We start from the raw sequence: 19,843 nt of genomic DNA on the forward strand, positions 1-19,843 counted from the left end.
CACAAATCCAATATGAAAAAACTTTACCTTCTGGTCTTTTTTGCATTAATTGGTCTCCACCTTTTTGCGCAGCGCAGTTTTAGTTCTTACGGTATTCCTACCCAAATTCTAAAAGGTACCAGCGGCTCCTACAGCTATTACATCCGCTTATTGCCCAATCAGCAGATAAATGGCAGTATGCTATCACTGCAGTATGAAATCCCGGCTACGCTGAATTTCAATAAAAGTTACATACATGTTTCCATAAACGACGAGCCCACCTTTAGTGGCGCCATCAGTAAAGACTCGGTAAACAGGATATCAATTCCCATGCAGTTAAACTCCGGACAGAAGGATGTTTTCCTAAAATTAACTATCCGTGCGCAGTTATTCGTTGGCGATGATCCTTGTCAGGATGAAAACAATCCGTCGCTTTGGCTTAAGGTTTTACCGTCTACTGCAATTAACTGGGCCTTAAACAAAAATTACGGTCTGGCAGCAATTAATCTTTCTAACACCCTGTTTACGAAGAAAGCGATCGTGTACCCGAATAATATATCTTCGGGGGAGCTGCAAACCGTGGCCCTAACCTATGCCAGACTGCGAAAAGCAGGTATAAATGACATCAGATTGTATTCACAGGATGAAATGCCGGCACAGCTAAAGGATTTTATTTACATTGGCTTGTTACACAAAATAAAACCTGCTTTCAGATCAAAAATCAAGATAGGTCCAAAAGCTGGTCAGGGCTTGGTTTACCTTTATAAAAATAATGGTCTCGATCAGGTTGATCAGGTGTTGTTTCTAACAGCCAAAGACATTCCGGGCTTATCAAAATCCCTGGATGCGGTATTGACTAAAGGAATTTTTGAGGCTTGCTTCCAGGATCATCTTCTGATTAACAAATCGGCATATAAACCCTATACAAAAACAAACCGGCTTTACCTTTCTGATCTGGAAGACAATAATATCCTGATGACCGGAAGCGGGAGTTTATATCACAATTTCGCCTTCAAAACTTCGGCCTTTGCCGACCTGCCGGCCGATATCAATGCGGAATTCAGCATCAAATATACCGGCCTGGAGAAACAAGACAGAGGTTATTTCAACATTTACCTGAATAATGCACTCATCTCCAGCGCGCAATTGAATGAGTCTGGATCGTTGAGGGTGAGCACAAGTGTTAACCGTTATCAATTGAAGAAGTTCAACACTTTAAGAACGGAATTTGTATTTCATGCTGCTGATGGAATTTGCGCAGGAAACTTTCGCAACTTTATCGGACAGGTCGACGCCAAAAACTCTTATCTCACTGTTCAATCAAAACTTAGTGAGAAAAACCTTACTTTTTTTAGTTATCCTGATGCTTTCCAGCAAGAGGCTGCAATACTTGTATCTAAGAATGCCTTGTCGTCATCAGTACAGGCAATAGCCAAACTGGTTAGTGAAATTAACGATCATTACAGCAATGAAATCAGATACCGTCCGGTGGTTGACTTTGCAGACCATGCGGAACAGTACGCAGGAAAAAACATTATTCTTATTTCCGGAAGAAAAGATGCCTTGTTAGGGAAGTTCAAGCAAATGCCGCTTAAATATAACCAGTCTTTTGCCATATATGATAATGCCAGCAATGAGGTAATTTACCAGCTGTCGGCACCAGATCGTTCTGCTATAGCACAAATTTTTGAAGATGAACAGTTCCCCGCGGTGCTATCCATTACCATTCCTGATGAAGGCTTTTCGTCTGCAGCATTACAACAAACAGTCAGCAATATGAACGAGCAACTGAACCAATTTTCAGGAAATACGCTCATTAGCAATAAAAATGATCACCTCATTTTTAACCTGGCGCAAAACAGCAATAATGTACGGTATGCCGATAATGGAAACACGGCGTTCAGCTTATTTTGGGGAAAATATAAACTCCTCCTGCTGGCAGGCACTTTGTTCCTGATCTTCCTGAGCTACCTGTATGTTCGTAAAAAAGTTAAACAATCTCAAAAAATTGTAACCGCTTAATCCTTAAATGATGAAACTTAAACCTAAAACATCAATATTTATACTTTTGGTATGCGCCTGTTTTACACAGGAATGCTTCGGTAGCGGCTTCCCGACTGGAAAAAGAAAAACACTTCTTTCCCCTTATCTAAGTTACTTTAAGGCGGTAGCTTACCGGGATGCAGATGGAAACAAATTTGATTATGGCAACAATGGAAAATACACCTCACTTACGGCACAACTATACCTTGAGCATGGCATAACAGACCGGCTGGATCTTGTCGCCAAAATACCATTAAGTTCTGCCAGATTTGCGAATGATTATCAAAGCAATACCAATACTACATTAACCGACCTTGAGGTTGGCCTAAAGTACAATTTCGTGAAGTTCAATAAAGATCAGTATTATCTGTCAGGGCAGGCCCTTGCCAGTGTTCCGCTATATGGAACGAATAAAAATCCGGTAGCAGGGTATGGCCAGTTCGGAACAGAATTAAAGCTCATGTTTAGTGGAAATGCTTCGGAACGCACTTATTTCAACGTAGAAGCCGGATACCGTCAATACCTGGGAGATAAGGTAGGCAATGTTGGTCAATTTACCTACCTGGCCACTTCGGGACTAAAAATCGGAAAAAACAATCAGCTTACAGGCGAATTCAGTGGCGTTAGCTCCTACCGGTCAAATTTATTTGACCCTCAGAATTTAGCTTCAAATACGGCCTTCACTTATATAAAGGCAACTTTGGGTATTGGCCAGCGGATTACAGGGGATAACTGGATTTTCGCAGGGGTTTTCCATGATGTATTCAACCGAAACTCGGGAATAGGCGAAGGCGGAATGTTAACCGGAATTATCCGCTTTTAGCATGCCAGACATAGCCACAGATCAATTGGGAAAATTATTGCTCGATCAGGGATTGATTAACCATCGGCAACTGAAGCGTATGAATGATTTCGAGCAATCCAGCGGTCTATCCCTCATCAAGATTGCGCTTAATTTTGGCTATATCAGCCGTAAGCGCTATAAGCAATTTCTTGAAGGTTATGGCTATTTCTTTCATAATATAAGACAGGAAACTGTTGATCAACTGGTCATGATCAAAAACGATCTCAAAGAAGTAGACCGGAATCTAATTTTACCACTGAGGATTGAAGATAACAGACTCGTCGTTGCTGTCGCCAATCCTTATGCATTATCTGATATCGGATCGGTATCGCAAAACTGGGGTATGGAAACGGAAGTAATCGTCTGCTCAGATCTGGATATGCTATGGTTAGCGCATAAATTACTAGGCGGAGAATATGTAAAGTCTGCAGTGTTTGATTTGCTCAACCGCGATCCAGATAGTTCTGCGTTGGTTACCTTTACCCCCAACCAGCTGATCGTTCTGTTCAGCGTATGCGCGCTGGTGGCAATTGCCTTATTTCTCAATTTTATCAATACCACCATCATCATCAACATCTTAATGAGCACCTTCTTCCTGGTGGCCATTGTTTTTAAACTTTACCTTGCCCTAACCGGATCCAAACTTGAACTATTTCAGGCGGTAAGCAAGAAAGAACTAAAACAAATGAACACTAAGGAATTGCCTGTTTTCACTATTCAGTTACCGGTTTACAAAGAAGATAAGCTGATTCGAAAACTGATCTGGAATCTGCAATCTCTTGACTATCCCAGAGAAAAACTGGACATTAAATTGTTAATTGAGGAAGATGACGACAAGACTCTCAATGCGGTGAGGGATCTTGATTTCCCGGCCATATTCGAAGTAGTAGTGGTACCTTTTCACATGCCCAAAACCAAGCCTAAGGCCTGTAACTATGGCTTACATTTCTCCAGGGGCGAATATCTCACCATATATGATGCAGAAGACGTACCAGACCAGGACCAGCTGAAAAAGGTTGTACTGTTATTTAACAAACTACCCTCGAATTTTATATGTATCCAATGTGCCTTAAATTATTTTAACAGGAACGAAAATTTCCTGACCAAAATGTTTACACTGGAATATTCTTACTGGTTTGATTACATGCTGCCAGGTTTGGGCACTTTGGACATTCCCATTCCACTTGGCGGTACAAGCAATCATTTTAAAATGGAGAAGCTAATAGAGCTTGGGGGCTGGGACCCTTTTAATGTAACAGAAGACGCTGATCTTGGCATTCGTGCCTTCGCTAAGGGTTACAAGGTAGCGCTCGTAAATTCCACCACCTACGAGGAAGCCAATAATGAACCTTTCAACTGGATCAGACAAAGGTCTCGTTGGATTAAGGGTTATATGCAAACCTATCTGGTACATATGCGCAATCCTGCAGAGCTGATCAGGAAAATTGGATGGAAAGGTTTTTGGGGATTTAATTTTTTTATTGGCGCTACCCCACTCACATTTCTTGTCTATCCGATACTGCTTGTCCTTTTTTTATGCTACATTATTTTAGACCTGAAAAACATCAAAACCATCTTTCCAGACTGGGTGCTTTATATCTCCACTTTTAACCTGGTTGTTGGTAACATATTGATGATTTATGTAAATATGATTGCAGTTTTTAAGCGACGCTTTTACGAGCTGATTCTATTTGCCATTGTTAACCCTGTCTATTGGCTTATGCATTCCATTTCAGCATATAAAGGTCTATGGCAACTAGTTACAAAACCATTTTATTGGGAAAAAACAAATCATGGCCTAAGTAAAGTAAGTGCCCAGCAGGGAAAAAAAACCGAACAATGAAAACTTTAATCCAATCTAAATACCGTTTATACCCTATCTCTTTCCTGCTTTTCGGCTATTATCTTACCCTGGCTTATTTATTATTTTATAAGGGTATCTACAGCAATGAAGGCTTATTTTTCGCAGAAAAATCTATTTTATTCAGGGGTGGTAATGTAGATAAAATTACATTGGTTGGATTAACATTCCCCCAGCTTTCTTTTCTTTCCACCTGGTTATTTTCCATTTTTGATATTGCTTTCGCACCCTACATCACTTCAGCAGCGGGCACTTCGGTCTTGTTTTTTGTTATTGCTAATTCAATTGAAACGCACCAGCACAGGCACTGGCTTTTTGCAGGAATAATAATGACCTTTTTGTTTCACCCGGCTTTCTTATTCATCGCCGTATCAGGTAAAAGTGATTACATGACCCTGATTTTCTTTTATCTTTTTATTTCTGCCTTTTACAAATATTTTAAATATAATACCTCTTATCACATATCGGTGGCCAGTATATATTTTACCATGCTGGTTTTCTCAAATTTTAAGTTTATATGGCTAGCCCTCTTTATACTGCCGGTTATTTTTATTGCGGCGCTGCAGTCCATGCAGATTGCCAAAACAGACCCACTTGAACGTATTGCCTTTGCATTTAATAGCCTCTCTATCAGAAGAAAGCTCACCAATAAGACCATTGCAGTTTATTTGATTGTATTTGCATTACCATTAACAGGTGTTTTTGTTTTCAGGCTTTTAAACCAGGTTTATACTGGCGACCCTAACTATTTTTTAGACAGCCCTTATGCCAATTACCTGGCTATAGTTAACCAAACAGAAAACTTTAACAGCTTTAATCCTGTTGAGCATACTTTTTTCTTTCCTGAGATGAGCTTTTTGACCACAGTACGAATTTTGCTGTATGCGCCAATGATTTTACTTTGCCTGTCTATTTTTAAAAGTAATATGCGTAATACCTTTATCGTATTTGCAATGTTCCTTTTTATGGAATTCCTTAAAATCAAATATCCCGACGTTTTTCTACAGGTTGGATTTTATGCCGCCTTCATCTGCATGTGCTGGGGAATTATTTTAAATGCCAGGCATTTAGAAAACTTACGTTTTACCGGTCAGTTCTATCTGGCAGTAACTTTCCTTCAATTGATAAGTGGATATCTGATGATGAAAAATTCCAATATTCCTGAAGAGCGGAATTATGTTGCTCAATTTGCGAAAATGGTTTCTCAACCAAACGCAATAGTTGCAGATGAAGATAAGTTGTTTGCTGAGAAAATTGCTCAGATTCCGGAGATGGACAAAATACTGACTGATGATGCTACCTCATATCGCATCATTGCGCTGTCGCGTTCTGCCAAACAATTTCTGGTACCGTCCCAAAAAACCTTTCTGGCCGCACTTGAAGTTCCAAAAAAACATGTTGAATATATTCTCATACCCAGCGACGCAAATCCAGGTAGATATTTTAGCCTTTTAAACAGCGGTGTACTGGAAAGGCTGACGAGGAACGGCCTTGACTTGAAAAAAGCCTTTTCCAATAAAAACTGGGTTTTATATAGTCTGAATGGTAGAACCCCGTCTGATCGACATCATTCACAGCCATGATCATTCCATTTCTCCATTTGCAATCCCCTCTGAAAACCGGCCAAACTCATACTTAAAGGCCAACCCAACTTCAAATTCGTCTCTGAACCGCACCTGACCCATTCGATACTTACATCTTGTTTGCCGGTTGAAATTTAGTCAACAACCATCTCTTTCTTCCTTATCCGAAAACCATTCACAATGGAAAATGTTAATAAATAATCCATTATGAAAACACCTGAAAAACAACATAGACAGCCTGGCATCGAATCCAGAATGGATCCAAGACCTGAAGTAATTAAAAAAACCTATCAGGGAAGTGGTAAACTTGCCGGAAAGGTGGCGCTGATTACGGGGGGCGACAGTGGGATAGGACGCGCAGTTGCCGTACATTTTGCACGGGAAGGTGCCCATGTTGCCATCGTTTATCTCAGCGAAGATGGCGATGCGAAAGAAACGCAAACAATGGTTGAGGCTGAAGACAGATCCTGTCTTTTAATTAAAGGAGATGTTAAAAAACCTGCCTTTTGCAGTAAAGCAGTTGAAAAGGTTGTTCAGCATTTCGGCAAATTAAATATTCTGGTGAACAACGCCGGTATGCAGGTACCGCAGAAAGATCCGAAAAAAATAGATCATAAACAGCTTGAGGATACTTTCAGGACGAACATTTTTGGCTACTTCTATTTTGCTGATGAAGTATTGCCGCACCTCGGGCCGGGCGATTGCATCATCAATACCACTTCAGTGACTGCCTATCGCTCTTCACCAAACCTGATTGATTATTCTTCAACGAAAGGCGCAATTACCTCCTTCACGCGGTCGCTGGCAACGAACCTGGCTAAAACGGGGATACGTGTAAATGCGGTGGCGCCAGGCCCGGTTTGGACACCACTGATTGTTTCTACCTTTGACGAAGAAAAAATTAAGTCTTTTGGTTCTGAAACTGCCATGGAACGTGCCGGACAACCCTCAGAAGTTGCCCCCGCTTATGTTTTTCTGGCCAGCGAAGATGCTTCTTTTATTACCGGACAGGTGATCCATGTTAATGGCGGGGAAGTGGTGAATGGCTAGCGGCACATTTTTACATTATAATTTTAGTCAGCCACCAAAAAAAACAAGCAGGTTTTAGCTTTTTTGAAAAATATCAAACCAAAAAAAAAGCGGAGGGTTCTTTAATAAAACAGATAAAGAATCAACCCAATGGATGACAACAAAATTACCAGAAGAAAAGCGCTGGGCGGCCTAAGCCTGGCAATGGCGGCAGTAGCTGCCTCACCTATATTAGCAAATGCCGGAGAGCCAGGTGGTTTTCATTTGGGCGATGCAGATTTACAGGATCCGACTACAAAATATCCGAGACCACCTTTTATCCATCAAAATCAGCCCTGGCCGGCCCTGGCAAGCAAAATGGACCCCCGGCCAGATCATGGAGAAACAACTTACAAGGGCTCAGGTCGCTTATCAGGCAGAAAAGCTTTAATCACTGGTGGAGACTCAGGGATGGGCAGAGCAGCAGCAATTGCCTACGCTCGTGAAGGCGCAGATGTAGCCATCAATTACCTTCCTCAGGAAGAGCCCGATGCAAAGGAAGTGATTGAACTTATAAAAAAAGCCGGAAGAAAAGCAATCGCAATCCCAGGCGATATCCGCGACGAAAGCTTTTGTAAAAAACTCGTGGATGAAGCAGCCAAACAACTTGGTGGATTGGATATCTTAGTCAGCAATGCAGCACGACAACAATCTAACCCTTCCATTCTCGACATTACCAGCGATCAGTTTGACTGGACAATAAAAACCAACATTTACGCCCCGTTCTGGATCATTAAGGCCGCATTACCTTATCTGAAACCGGGCTCATCGATCATCGGTACCACTTCAGTCCAGGCTACCGATCCCTCCCCGGATCTTTATGATTATGCACAAACAAAAGCTGCGACCACAAATTTCGTGAAGTCACTGGCCAAGCAATTAGGTCCGAAAGGCATACGCGTAAATGGGGTGGCACCCGGTCCGATATGGACACCACTCCAAATGGGCGGTGGCTCGACACCTGAAAAACTTAAAGCATTTGGTAAAGACACCCCTTTAGGCCGCCCCGGACAACCTGCTGAACTGGCATCTATATATGTACAACTCGCTTCCAATGATGCTAGCTTTTCAACAGGCCAGATTTATGGGGCAGCTGGTGGAAACGGCCAGCCATAGTCTTCCTCAAACTCATCAGTCCAGTACCGCATCATGCGGTGTTGGGCTGATCAATATTACAAAACGAACATTACGATTACTTCGACGACGTTTAACCGGCAGGCAGTTCAAACGAAAATTCCGATCCGCTTCCCAGTTCGCTCTTAAGCACAATCTGAGAACCATGAAGCGTTAAAACGGTAGATACCAGGTAAAGCCCAATTCCGAATCCGGGAATAAGTTTGGTTTTTTCGGTTTCCACTCTATGAAATTTCTGGAACAAAAGTTTTTGATTTTCTGTAGAAATGCCCAGCCCTTTATCAGCTACCTTAATGTTTACCATCTGGTGGTGACGTTCGCAACTCACCGTGATGTCACCCCCGTCTGGAGAATATTTCTGAGCATTACTGATCAGGTTGGTGATCACCATGGCAATTTTTTCCTGATCCGCATTTACCTTACAGGAAGCCAGTCCCTGATAATTGATCGCATGTTTATGACTGATGACCAATGCATCAGCTATACAGTCATCAAGGGTATTTACCACGTCGAATACTGCATTCTCAATGCTGATTTTGCCTTCTTCAAAGCGGGATAGGTTTAAAAAGTCCCTGATCATGTTCTCCATTTTTTTTGCCTGAACTTCTGCCCTGCCCAAGGCTTTCAACAGGAAAATCTCATCAGAAGTTTTTTTAGCAGCAACCTGAATATACGATTTAAGCGAAGTGAGCGGTGTTTTAAGTTCGTGACTCACAAAACTTACAAACTCATCCTTCTTCTGCTGCATTAATTTTTTATCGGTAATGTCGCGTGCTATTTTAGATAAACCAACCACATTGCCGTAATTATCTTTTATGGGTGAAATGGTTAGCGATACGTGAATCAGCGTACCATCTTTTCTGAGTCTTTGCGTTTCGAAATGATTTACCCGTAAACCCTGCCGTAGTTGAGAAAGAATTTTAGGCTCTTCATCATGACGCTCAAGGGGAATAAGTTTAAGAATTGATTCTCCAATCATTTCATCTGGCAAATACCCGAATATCCGCGTAGCAGATGCATTCCAGCTGGTAATGATACTGTTTAAATCTTTACTGATGATGGCATCGTCTGAAGATTCAATAATGGAATTGAGTACCGCACTTTTCTCATCTACCAGTGTGAGCGCACGGATCAGTTGCCTCAGTTCCGCATTGTCGAGCTTTAATTCGGTTTCCCGCTTTTCGTACCCTTTAATCTTCTCTATGATATCCTTAGTTTCGCTCATGGTTTAATTTGCAAACAATATAGGAATAATCACCTGATTTGCGCAATACGGCACGCATTAGCTACAATGATATATGGGGTTAATTGATAACATAATCCCTGATCTGCATCTTAATCTTACCGGTTTTTGTTTCCATACTTTTCATTTTCTTGCGATCGATGGTCGTCCCCTTCCCCATAAAATTAAGTGGAATCTTCAGTTTTTCTATGGCAAAACTGGCTTCAACATAATTTGGAAGCACATCTTTTGGCGTATTATACTTCATCAAAAGACTGTATGAGCCTTCCTTCTTCGTATTGATATCAAGCGCAGCAATCTGCAAAGCCTTGCTGTCCATATAAATGGTTGCCAGCGCCATTTCCGATGCAGGTGTAGTCGGGATCACATTGATTACTTTTAGACGCTGTCCGTTTCTTTGCTCCACTCCCCTGTCTACCGTTATAAAGGGATATTTAAAAATCTCAGCCAGCGAAAAATCAAGGCCCCGTTTAGGCAGCATCACAAAATCTTTCGAAGTAAATTCCATCCTTTTGCCCACAGCATACACTACCCTTGCTTTTTTTGTCGGCATATTGATAAACGGAACATCAAGATCCAGAACAATATTCGCAGAAAACTTCTTCACCGCGTCCATCTTTTTTTTAATAGCCAGAAGATCTGCGTCGATCTGTTGTGCAGCCACCAGCTGAGGAATGAGCAATATCAATAATATAATCTTTCTCATCATCCGATATCGTTTTTATGAAATATATAAATGCCCAAACCACCGAACCCAAGGGCGTAAAGCAACAGCATGAAATTGTTAACCAGCACCTGATACCAGTCCGGCTCGTAGGCAAAAAGCTGTTGCCAGCTGTCGATTAACTTTGGAAAGAAAACCTGATTAATGACCTCGGCACCAAAGTCTACTTTAAGCAATAAGGTAGTGATGATTAGAAAAAGAGCTGAAGCAATCCAGGTTTTTGATGACTCTTTAATCATTACCGCAAGCGTGAGACTCACTACGGCATAAAAAACCATTGACACCGCACCCGAAGCAAATGCCCAGCAAATCCGGTGAAATGCATCTGCAGCAGTGAAAAAATTCAAGGTACCCAGATACACCACCAGGTCGCCATCACCAAATATGGAATAAGCCAATACAAAAGTGCTCAGCATCATAAACAAAATCACAAAAACAGTAAATGCAATGGCAGTAATGTATTTCGCAGACATAAATTTCCATTTATCAACAGCTTGTAACATCACCGTTTGTATGGTACCGTCTTTATACTCATCTGTAACCAGCCCCGATGTTACAATCATCAGTATCAGCGGTAAATTAAACCATAACGAATTCAATACAATGTACATCAGCAGGTTCCCGTTCAGTAAACTGCCTTCAAAATAAAATGACTGTTTCAGGTTATCGAGCAACAAATCGAGAATGGTACTCCCCTGATAGTACGCGGTAAATAAAATGAGGGATTCGATAATGAGAATGGCACCGAATGCATAATAGGTTTTGCTCTGCCTGATGAGCTTGATCCATTCGGCTTTAAGCAGTAATCGCATCTGATTTGGTTTTGGTAAGTTCTTCAAGCGTAATCACCGGCAGACAGGACGTGACCTGGATGCCTTCATTTAAAAGGTTTTGAAGCAGCGCCGGAACATCTTCCGCCAGGCAATTAACCTTCGCATCGTTTGGACCGAATTCAACAGTAAAGTTTTGAAGGATATGAGACGACGCGATGTTTCTGGCTGAAATACTGAAACTCGTAATATGTGCTTCAATAAGGTCTTGCGTGGGACCGTGATTGACAATCCTTCCCTGCTCAATGATGTATAGCGTGTCGCAGCACCTCGTAATTTCGCCCATCATGTGCGAGGAAAGTAAAACAGCAATGTGCTCTTCCCTGGCCAGTCTAACAATCAGGCTGATCAAGTCAGATACACCCACTGGATCAAGTCCCGAAAATGGCTCATCCAATACCAGACATTCAGGATTATTGATCAAAGCGATCGCGATACCCAACCGCTGTTTCATGCCCAGCGAAAAATTCCTCACCGGATCTTTCCTGTCGACCGGTAAACCTACCTTTAATAATATTTCATTAACAGCGGCTGGCGAAGTGGAAGTGCCCTGAATACCGGCGAAAATGCGGATATTATCTTGTGCATTCAGATAAGGATACAAGCCTGGCCGCTCAATAATGCCGCCCACAGGCTTTTTACGTGTAGAATCTATAACCAAAGATCCGCTGTCAGGTTTAATAAGCCCGCATAGAATTCTGAAAAGCGTGGTTTTACCGGCGCCATTTCGACCTAATAAACCACAAATCTGTCCCGCAGCAATGTCAATTGATACTTCTTCAAGCGCAACCGCAGAGGGATATCGTTTACTTAATTTTTTTCCGCTAAGCATGTACTTGTATATTGATGATGTTGATACATCTGATGGAAATCAAACTTTGGGGCATAGTACTTCTCTAAAAAGGTCCGGGAAAGAAAAGACCGCTTGAAAAGAAATAACGGATCCTGAACCATAAACCGGGGCACAAAATGATACCACCTGATGCCCATCCTTTCGTAAAAAGACCTTACCTGTTGCTGAAGCCCCAGTTCGGCAGCAGCGACCAGAAATGCTGAACGCTGACATTTCGACCCCATATACGGATAGGCCATGCGGGGATTAAACCCGTGAAGGAAAAGATTGTCTTTGATACGTTTATAATTCTGAAACCGCGACCAGCCATCCATTACCACCAGAAAGATGTGGCTAAAGGCAAAGAGAACCGAACCGGCCCAAAAGAGGCTCAGCAGAACCTGCCCTTCATTAAATGCATCGCGCAGGCTGGTGTAGTAGAGCCAGGATTCGAAAACAAAAACGATAAGGGAAAGGTGTAATAGAAACCCGACATTCCAGTAGGAACGCAACATATGAGGCTGTTTGGGTAATGCTGAAAAATCTATAGCTGAATGCTCAAAAGCAGCTTGAATACGGTGCTGAAAATAATGTTGTTCTACCACTAATCAATTGAAAATAGGTCACCATATTTCATGGAATTGAAGTAAAATACATGAATCATGTTGACTAAGGGCCAATATAGCGATTATCAAGATTTAATTCAGAATCCTCGTCATCATGTTACATTTACCCCTACGTCCGGATATTCATCGTCACATAACAGCCGTTTATCGATGAATGATGTAAAAATGATCTGTCCTGAATTTTATAATACTATATTTACGGAAGTAAGGGGTGAGAGCCTTACATCAACAAAAGTTGAGAGCGTTAATTTAGATTTGGGTAGCTACTATGTAGCTGCCCATTTTTTTTAACAAAAAACCGCTACACCAAAGTGTAACGGCCTAACAACTAAACCAAAATTACTTCTTCAGTTCCACCGGAACCTGATAAAGTTTGCTATGGATTTCTTTCATTTTCGCTTCCGGAAACTTAATTACTTTTCTATCGTAAGTCATAAACCCATTGGTTTCCACTTCAACATCAGTCGTTTGCGTGTAAACCCCTGCCGACAATCCAACTTTAATGAAATCCTGTAAACGGTTTACAAATTCCGAATACTTATTAAAAAGATCGGTGGTATTCTGAAAACTCTGGTAGCCCCAGTTATTCTTCTGCTGCCATACATGCCCATCAACAGGAAGCCCCAATCCGCCAAATTCACCCAATACCAATGCATAGTCTTTACCAAAATAATCCGGACTCGGCATTGCAGGATGAGGATAATTATGCAAATCGATGATATCGCCAACCGGAAAAAAGTTACCACCGCTCGCCGTGTTTACCAAACGGGAAGGGTCTTTCTCTTTTGTCCATTTAGCAATCTCCACCGTCTTAAACTGACCCCAAGCCTCATTAAACGGCGTCCATACCACTATCGACGGAACATTATGTAACTTTTCCATAATCTCGTTCCACTCTTTTCTATAGTAGCCTTCCGATTCAGGACTTCGTTTCTGGTCGGTCTGGTGATCAAGTACCCCCGGACGGTTTTCCCAACGGTTCCCCAAATCACCACTCGGCATATCCTGCCATACCAGCATACCCTCCACATCACAATAGTAATACCAGCGCGCCGGCTCTACCTTAATGTGCTTACGGATCATATTGAAACCCATCTCTTTGGTTTTGTCGATATCGAACTTTAAAGCTTTATCCGTTGGAGCAGTGTACAAACCATCTGGCCACCAACCCTGGTCTAAAGGCCCATACTGAAATACAAAGGCATTGTTAAGCAGCATGCGCTCAATTCCCTGTGCATCTTTCCCCATTGATATTTTACGCATGGCAAAATAACTTTTCACCTCATCAACTTTTTTATTTTTGGAGATCAGCTCAATTTTAAGGTGGTATAAAAATGGCGATGCGGGACTCCATAATTTCGGATTGCTGATGGTCAGCTTAACAGGCGACTTACCATTACCGGTTTGTTCGGCAACTTTGGTTGCTCCATCCCAGGCCGTAATCTTCACCTGATCGGCAGCGGTTCCGTTTTCCACAAAAGGAATCACTTCTACCATTTGCTGATCAATATCAGGTGTAATTTTCACATGATCCAGGTGTGCCTTGTTCACCCCTTCAATCCATACCGTTTGCCAGATCCCGGTTACCGGGGTATACCAGATGCCTTCAGGCTTTTTCACCTGCTTGCCACGGGGTTGCGGGCCGTCGTCAGTAGGATCCCAAACTTCAACGGTTAAAGTCTGTGCGCCACTGCCTTTCAAAAAAGGGGTAATGTTGAAATAAAAAGGATCGAATCCACCTTCATGTTTTCCGGCCACTTGGCCATTGATACTTACGGTGGTTCTCCAGTCTACCGCACCAAAATGCAGCAGAACATCTTTACCCTTCATATTTGAAGGCACTGTAAAGGTCGTTTTGTACCATAGCAAACTGTCTTTGCCTACCGTTTTACCCACACCCGAAAGTGAAGATTCTACAGCAAAAGGAACCAGTATTTTTCCCTGATTGATAGCAGGCTTCTGCGACTTCTCTGCAATGGCATAATCCCATAATCCGTTTAAGCTTTTCCAGTTCCCTGTACGCTCGAATTGTGGCCGGGGGTATTCAGGCAATACGCTTTTCGGATTCACTTCATTGGCCCAGGAAGAAGATATTTTCCCCTCTACAGGATTCCAGGACGCCGGACTTTTCTGCTGCGCCGAAAGGGACAGCGTAAGCCCGATCAGCGGTAAAAATAATGCTGTTTTTTTCATATATGGTTTCATTTGTGTGTTTTAGTTTTTGGCTGTTCTTCAGATCCGGTCGGATGGCATAGATTATTTGCCGTTCATCTTCTTAATAACATTCACCTCATCTAACCGGTATGGCGTACCATCAGTCTGGAAAATCTCATGGAACCATTCGATCGGATCAGAACCGTCTGCCAGTGGCGTATCCCATGCATATTTAGTATTGGTTTTACCTGCAGCAAAACCCCAGTTAATGGCACCAACATTTTCCTTTTTAAGCAAAGGCATTACGTTTGCAAAACGACTGTTTCTAGATCTGGCCATGTATTCAGTGCAAATTAACGGGCGTCCACTCGCCTTTAACAGATCAATTGTTCTTTGATGCCATTCCGGCGCTTCATAGTTATGATAAGTAATGATATCAGAGTTTAATAGTTGCAATGCATTTAGCTTGTTAAAACCCCAATCCCACAAACCAATGGAAATAGGCTGATCGGGATTGACAGCTCTCGCCCACTCAATCACTTTGGTGAGTAGCGGAATAGTCGCCTCTTTTTTACCGCTGTTACCCGGCTCATTGTATAAGTCCCAAAGCAAAATGCGTTTGTCATTTTTAAACGACCTTAATACATCCTTTACATATTTTTCATATTCCACGAATTTAGCTTCGTCTTTAAAATCGGGATCTCCGGGATCCTGAAGCCAGCCTGAATTATGAATGCCCGTTTTAGGTTCCGGTTGTTTGCCAATGGCTGATGTCTTGTTCCAGCAATCGTCGAAAAACACAAACATCGGAGTAATCCCGTGCTTTGCAGAAATAGTCAGGAACTGATCTACTCTCTTTTTAAACCCGGCAGGATCCTGACTCCAGGCCTTGCTGTACAGGAACACCCGCATCGTATTGAAACCAATACCTTCTGCCCAGCCCAGCTCCTTGTCAATTAAGTCGGGAGAAAAGGTGTCGGCCTGCCACATCTCCAGTTGATTAATGGCATTTGAAGGAATATAATTTGCACCCGAGAGCCACCTGTGCTGCGCGTACCAGGCATTTGCCCTCTCAACCGACCATACTTTCCCCGGCTCTCCCACCTTTTTGTTGTTTTGCGCAAAGCTTGTACTAAAAGCCAGTGCAAGGCATAAAATAATCGCGTAGTTTTTTAATTTCATATCACTTATCTGTTTTTTAGTTTGTTGATGGAGCGTTGATCGCTTCACCCTTTTTTACCGGAATACCGAAGTTTGGCGTTCCATCTGCGTTCCACGTAAATTGCTGTGCCCTTGGAGAACGGAAACCACCGCATCCTTGCCCGGGCTGGTCATTGGCATGATATAAAATCCATTCTTCCTTGCCATCTGGCGATTTAAAGAAAGAGTTGTGTCCGGGTGCATATACACCGTTTGCTACGGAACGCTGAAATACAGGTTGAGTAGATTTTGTCCATGAAGCGGGATTGAGCAGGTTGGCTGATGCCGAGGCGCTAAGCGTACCCAGCGCGTAAAAATCTGTCCAGCAACCACTCGCCGAGTATACAATCAAAATCTTATCCCCATGGGTTAAAAACTGCGGCCCCTCATTTACATCAACATGTTCGCCATGTCCCAGGTCGCCATTCTTTTCCCATTCATATTTTGGACTTGAAATCTTCACCCGTGGTCCATCTACCGTCCAGGGGTTTTTAAGTTTTGCAATAAAAATTTCCTGTTTTCCATTCTGGTCCCCTTCCCAGCCCGACCAAACCATATATAACTGACCTTTGAAATCAATGATATCGGCATCTATGGCCCACTTATCGGTTGAATCGGCAACTTTGCCTTTAAAAACCCATTCACCTTCCATGGGATTAGCGGAACTGTTTTCAAGCACATACATGCGGTGATTCTCATTCCTGCCATCGTCGGCCGCAAAATAAGCATACCATTTACCCCGGATAAACATTACCTCCGGTGCCCAGATCTCTTTTGAGTACATTGTATTGGGAGGTGCTTTCCAGATGGTTTTACGCTCGGCAGTTTTTAATCCATCAATGGTTTTGCTTTTCCAGAGGTCTATCCTGTTCCCACTAGTATGGGTATAGTAATAATAACCGCCTTTATAAAAGCTGTACGGATCGGCCCCTGAAGGTAACAAAGGATTACTAAAGCTTTGTGCCCACAACATGTGGCTACTCAAGGCAAATAAAAAAAACAGGATAAACTTCATCCTCATAGTTGACAATCTATTAACTGGTAGGCGTAGCAGGCTCCGCCCACCAGTCAGGTTAAAATGATAATTCCACCATAGGTTAAAACGATAACTTGGTTACCTGTGTGAATAGCAAATCATCAACACCCGCGATCTTAACGGCTATCCTGGCAAAAACATAATTCTGTGCAGGCACCATGGTTGGAATGTTAACTGACATACTTAAATTATTCAGATCGGCAATTGCGGTACCCGATAGCTCCTGTATACCATTGTTATTGTTACCATCTACAAACTGTGTTTTATTTGTATACAGTGTTACCTTTTCAATACTCTTACCGTTAGCGGCATCCGTAATGATCTTTTCCAGTTTACAGCTTGCATTTACTTTGCCAGCTGCTACAGCAAACACCGGCGTGCGGATCATATAATATGGCGTAACTTCAATATCCATTACCTTACTGCCACTGATGTTTAAGGCAATACTGTCCTGCCTGCCGGCTGAGTTTTTCCTCCATAAAAAAGGACCCTGGTTTTCAGAAAACACCAAACGGTAATTGCCGTCGAATAATTTAGCGGAAAAACTGCCGTCCTGAGCCACAGAAACGCGGATAGCGGAGTTGTTTCCAAATCCTGATTGCCAAAGTTCAAAAGGAACCTGGTCAAATTCTACAGGGATGGCTTCACCGCGGTAAACAATTCGCCCGGTAAAGTCTGCTGCTGGTGCATCGTAATTATCTTTTTTACAAGAAGAAAGAAAGAGCACAACAAAAGCAGCTATGATGAAATATTTACTATTTTTCATGTTTAATATCTGATTACTGGTTAGGGTTTCTGACAATTTTTGGATTACCGTTTAGTACTCCCTGTGGAATCATAGAGTAGTAATTACCCAGGCGGAAACGATGCGCCGCAGTTACCCTACTCGGTTTGATTACCTTAAAAATATATTTACCGTTGTTTACATTTCCAGGGTTATAATATTTGTATGGCCACAAACCGAAAACCTGTGTACTGGTTCTGGTAGCGCTTCCGATATTTGTAGCATTAACAAAATCTGTAGTCGACATGTTGCTGCCATTCCACACTTTATCAGCAATTCTCCAGCGTTTCATGTCCCAGAGTTCATGCCCTTCAAAAGCCAGTTCTACTTTGCGTTCATGCACAATTCGGTCGAAACTGATATTGGCAGCCGTCAAAGCTGTTGTTAAACCGGCACGATCGCGAACAGGTTTCATGTATTGAGCAGCCGTTGCCGCATCACCCAACTCGAAGGCTGCTTCTGCTGCATTCAGTAAAACTTCTGCATAACGGTAACGAACCCACCATACTTCACTCCTTGTACCAATCTGGCCGGAACCTGGTGCCGGATCGAGATACTTACGTACATAAAACCCGGATTGGGCACTAAACTCCAGCCCATCTACCGGGCCATCCCCTCCAACTACCTGCACGGAACCTGTAATCCCCGGCAAAACATTATCTCTGGTTTGTGCAAACGCATTACCGGTAACAATTGAGCCATCTCCAAGTTGATAGCCTGCCCAGATATCCACAGTTTTACTTTTAAACTGACTGCCGGGAAGAATTACCGTACCTGCTAAACGGGCATCTCTACCGGCAAAAATATCGCCGATATTGGTATAATAAACGGTATTCCCCGAACCATCAACTGAGGCCAGTGAGGCATAGGTATTGTCTAATTTTTCGAACGACTGTACCAGGTTTAGCGAAGGATTTAAACGTCCGCCCTGGGCTTCTTCCGCTGAAGAACGGGGCTGATTGTCGATGGTGAAACCATGGGTTCTATTGGTTTTAAGCTTATAATCTTTTACAAAAATCACTTCCGGATTATTGGCTTTATCTGTAAATAACGAAGCAAAGTTTTCTGATAAATTTGGGTTTTTGGTATACAACGAATATTTACCACCATTAATCAGCTCCTTCGCCGCGTTAAGTGCTTTTGTATAATAGCCGCTGGCAGCGGATGCAGGAATCCCAACTTCTCCACCAGGCAAACTCAACTGTGAATAGCCATATTTTGCTGATGATGCTGCATATAGTGCCGCTCTGGTTTCCATAGCCAATGCAGCACCTTTGGTAGCTCTGGCTTTCTGACCGGCATCATCTGGCAGAATTGTCTTGATCGCCTCCAGCTCAGCAATCACGAAATCATAAACTTCCGATTCCTTAGCCCTCGGAAATTGCAGGTACTCAGGATTGCCACTATAGTCATACTCCAGCGGCACGGTAATAATCGGCACTCCGCCCATTCTTTTCACCATTTCAAAGTATACCCCTGCCCTGATGAATCGCGCCTCGGCAATAAGCCGTGCTTTGTCAGCTGCTGCCAGTTCAGTGGCTTCTTCACCACGTTTCAGAAACAAGTTTAGCTGACGGATATATCCGTAATCCCAGTAGTTCCAGCTGTCATAACTGTAATCGATATTCTGGTGGCGGAAATAATCTCCGCCTGCTGAAGCAAAGCCTTCATCGAAATCGGCAAACAACCACCATGATTCGGTACGCTGGAAATCAGGAAAGGTGTCGTAAAGGTCGCCAAGTACCGACAATACCAGGTTTGGATCTTTCCAAACGGCATCAACGGCCAGGGTACTGGTGGGTTTTTTATCTAAAAATTCTGAATCTTTTTTACATGACTGCGCAAAGCTTAATACCGCTACTGCCGCTAATGTATATATGTATTTTTTCATGTGATTAACTT

General features: G+C 42.6%; 16 protein-coding genes. 6 read left to right on the forward strand and 10 right to left on the reverse strand.

Translation table 11 applies throughout. From position 1 onward, the window contains the following. The first annotated feature begins 12 nt into the window (after positions 1-12). The 6 genes from AB669_RS11295 to AB669_RS11320 all read left to right on the forward strand — a co-directional run bounded on the left by AB669_RS11295 (position 13) and on the right by AB669_RS11320 (position 8,494). On the forward strand, positions 13-2,001 hold the full coding sequence (locus AB669_RS11295; RefSeq protein ID WP_047799407.1) for a cellulose biosynthesis cyclic di-GMP-binding regulatory protein BcsB: 1,989 nt from the start codon (positions 13-15) through the stop codon (positions 1,999-2,001). Between the two features lie 7 nt (positions 2,002-2,008). Next, positions 2,009-2,845, forward strand: a complete 837-nt coding sequence (locus AB669_RS11300) for a hypothetical protein (RefSeq protein ID WP_156166731.1) — start codon at positions 2,009-2,011, stop codon at positions 2,843-2,845. A 1-nt stretch (position 2,846) separates the two neighbouring features. Then, positions 2,847-4,709, forward strand: a complete 1,863-nt coding sequence (locus AB669_RS11305; RefSeq protein ID WP_047799409.1) for a glycosyltransferase family 2 protein — start codon at positions 2,847-2,849, stop codon at positions 4,707-4,709. After that, a complete protein-coding gene (locus tag AB669_RS11310; protein WP_047799410.1) occupies positions 4,706-6,310 on the forward strand; it encodes a hypothetical protein in 1,605 nt (534 codons plus the stop codon). Before AB669_RS11305 ends, AB669_RS11310 begins: the two co-directional genes overlap by 4 nt. A 207-nt stretch (positions 6,311-6,517) precedes the next feature. Beyond that, the gene (locus tag AB669_RS11315; protein ID WP_047799411.1) at positions 6,518-7,360 is read left to right on the forward strand and encodes an SDR family oxidoreductase; all 843 of its coding nucleotides are present in this window, start codon (positions 6,518-6,520) and stop codon (positions 7,358-7,360) included. A 129-nt stretch (positions 7,361-7,489) separates the two neighbouring features. Further along, positions 7,490-8,494 (forward strand): SDR family oxidoreductase, encoded by a 1,005-nt coding sequence (locus tag AB669_RS11320; RefSeq protein ID WP_047799412.1) that lies wholly within the window; start codon positions 7,490-7,492, stop codon positions 8,492-8,494. Positions 8,495-8,585: 91 nt separating this feature from the next. On the opposite strand, the gene AB669_RS21545 is transcribed toward AB669_RS11320, so the two are convergent. From AB669_RS21545 to AB669_RS11370, 10 genes are all read right to left on the reverse strand, one after another. Next, positions 8,586-9,737, reverse strand: coding sequence for a cell wall metabolism sensor histidine kinase WalK (locus AB669_RS21545; RefSeq protein WP_053058374.1), 1,152 nt, complete (start codon positions 9,735-9,737; stop codon positions 8,586-8,588). A 79-nt stretch (positions 9,738-9,816) separates the two neighbouring features. Next, positions 9,817-10,464, reverse strand: a complete 648-nt coding sequence (locus AB669_RS11330) for a hypothetical protein (RefSeq protein WP_047799413.1) — start codon at positions 10,462-10,464, stop codon at positions 9,817-9,819. Then, positions 10,461-11,291, reverse strand: coding sequence for an ABC transporter permease (locus AB669_RS11335; RefSeq protein WP_047799414.1), 831 nt, complete (start codon positions 11,289-11,291; stop codon positions 10,461-10,463). The genes AB669_RS11330 and AB669_RS11335 overlap by 4 nt, the downstream gene beginning before the upstream one ends. Further along, positions 11,275-12,141 (reverse strand): ABC transporter ATP-binding protein, encoded by an 867-nt coding sequence (locus AB669_RS11340; RefSeq protein WP_047799415.1) that lies wholly within the window; start codon positions 12,139-12,141, stop codon positions 11,275-11,277. Before AB669_RS11340 ends, AB669_RS11335 begins: the two co-directional genes overlap by 17 nt. Next, positions 12,120-12,656, reverse strand: a complete 537-nt coding sequence (locus AB669_RS11345; RefSeq protein ID WP_197082395.1) for a hypothetical protein — start codon at positions 12,654-12,656, stop codon at positions 12,120-12,122. Before AB669_RS11345 ends, AB669_RS11340 begins: the two co-directional genes overlap by 22 nt. Before the next feature lie 450 nt (positions 12,657-13,106). Further along, a complete protein-coding gene (locus AB669_RS11350) occupies positions 13,107-14,960 on the reverse strand; it encodes a sugar-binding domain-containing protein (RefSeq protein WP_047799569.1) in 1,854 nt (617 codons plus the stop codon). Positions 14,961-15,023: 63 nt separating this feature from the next. Then, positions 15,024-16,103 (reverse strand): cellulase family glycosylhydrolase, encoded by a 1,080-nt coding sequence (locus AB669_RS11355; protein WP_047799416.1) that lies wholly within the window; start codon positions 16,101-16,103, stop codon positions 15,024-15,026. Positions 16,104-16,119: 16 nt separating this feature from the next. Continuing rightward, a complete protein-coding gene (locus AB669_RS11360) occupies positions 16,120-17,142 on the reverse strand; it encodes a family 43 glycosylhydrolase (protein WP_047799417.1) in 1,023 nt (340 codons plus the stop codon). A 76-nt stretch (positions 17,143-17,218) separates the two neighbouring features. After that, positions 17,219-17,923, reverse strand: coding sequence for a DUF3823 domain-containing protein (locus AB669_RS11365; protein ID WP_047799418.1), 705 nt, complete (start codon positions 17,921-17,923; stop codon positions 17,219-17,221). A gap of 13 nt (positions 17,924-17,936) precedes the next feature. Further along, on the reverse strand, positions 17,937-19,832 hold the full coding sequence (locus tag AB669_RS11370) for a RagB/SusD family nutrient uptake outer membrane protein (RefSeq protein WP_047799419.1): 1,896 nt from the start codon (positions 19,830-19,832) through the stop codon (positions 17,937-17,939). Positions 19,833-19,843: the final 11 nt, after the last annotated feature.

The sequence above is a fragment of the Pedobacter sp. BMA genome (genome assembly GCF_001027745.1).
Classification (GTDB): domain Bacteria; phylum Bacteroidota; class Bacteroidia; order Sphingobacteriales; family Sphingobacteriaceae; genus Pedobacter.

Excerpts from the sequence above, each read along its gene's own strand:
- AB669_RS11295 (WP_047799407.1), top strand. The coding sequence starts at position 13 with ATGAAAAAACTTTACCTTCTGGTCTTTTTTGCATTAATTGGTCTCCAC.
- AB669_RS11300 (WP_156166731.1), top strand. The coding sequence starts at position 2,009 with ATGATGAAACTTAAACCTAAAACATCAATATTTATACTTTTGGTATGC.
- AB669_RS11305 (WP_047799409.1), top strand. The coding sequence starts at position 2,847 with ATGCCAGACATAGCCACAGATCAATTGGGAAAATTATTGCTCGATCAG.
- AB669_RS11310 (WP_047799410.1), top strand. The coding sequence starts at position 4,706 with ATGAAAACTTTAATCCAATCTAAATACCGTTTATACCCTATCTCTTTC.
- AB669_RS11315 (WP_047799411.1), top strand. The coding sequence starts at position 6,518 with ATGAAAACACCTGAAAAACAACATAGACAGCCTGGCATCGAATCCAGA.
- AB669_RS11320 (WP_047799412.1), top strand. The coding sequence starts at position 7,490 with ATGGATGACAACAAAATTACCAGAAGAAAAGCGCTGGGCGGCCTAAGC.
- AB669_RS21545 (WP_053058374.1), bottom strand. The coding sequence starts at position 9,737 with ATGAGCGAAACTAAGGATATCATAGAGAAGATTAAAGGGTACGAAAAG.
- AB669_RS11330 (WP_047799413.1), bottom strand. The coding sequence starts at position 10,464 with ATGATGAGAAAGATTATATTATTGATATTGCTCATTCCTCAGCTGGTG.
- AB669_RS11335 (WP_047799414.1), bottom strand. The coding sequence starts at position 11,291 with ATGCGATTACTGCTTAAAGCCGAATGGATCAAGCTCATCAGGCAGAGC.
- AB669_RS11340 (WP_047799415.1), bottom strand. The coding sequence starts at position 12,141 with ATGCTTAGCGGAAAAAAATTAAGTAAACGATATCCCTCTGCGGTTGCG.
- AB669_RS11345 (WP_197082395.1), bottom strand. The coding sequence starts at position 12,656 with ATGTTGCGTTCCTACTGGAATGTCGGGTTTCTATTACACCTTTCCCTT.
- AB669_RS11350 (WP_047799569.1), bottom strand. The coding sequence starts at position 14,960 with ATGAAAAAAACAGCATTATTTTTACCGCTGATCGGGCTTACGCTGTCC.
- AB669_RS11355 (WP_047799416.1), bottom strand. The coding sequence starts at position 16,103 with ATGAAATTAAAAAACTACGCGATTATTTTATGCCTTGCACTGGCTTTT.
- AB669_RS11360 (WP_047799417.1), bottom strand. The coding sequence starts at position 17,142 with ATGAGGATGAAGTTTATCCTGTTTTTTTTATTTGCCTTGAGTAGCCAC.
- AB669_RS11365 (WP_047799418.1), bottom strand. The coding sequence starts at position 17,923 with ATGAAAAATAGTAAATATTTCATCATAGCTGCTTTTGTTGTGCTCTTT.
- AB669_RS11370 (WP_047799419.1), bottom strand. The coding sequence starts at position 19,832 with ATGAAAAAATACATATATACATTAGCGGCAGTAGCGGTATTAAGCTTT.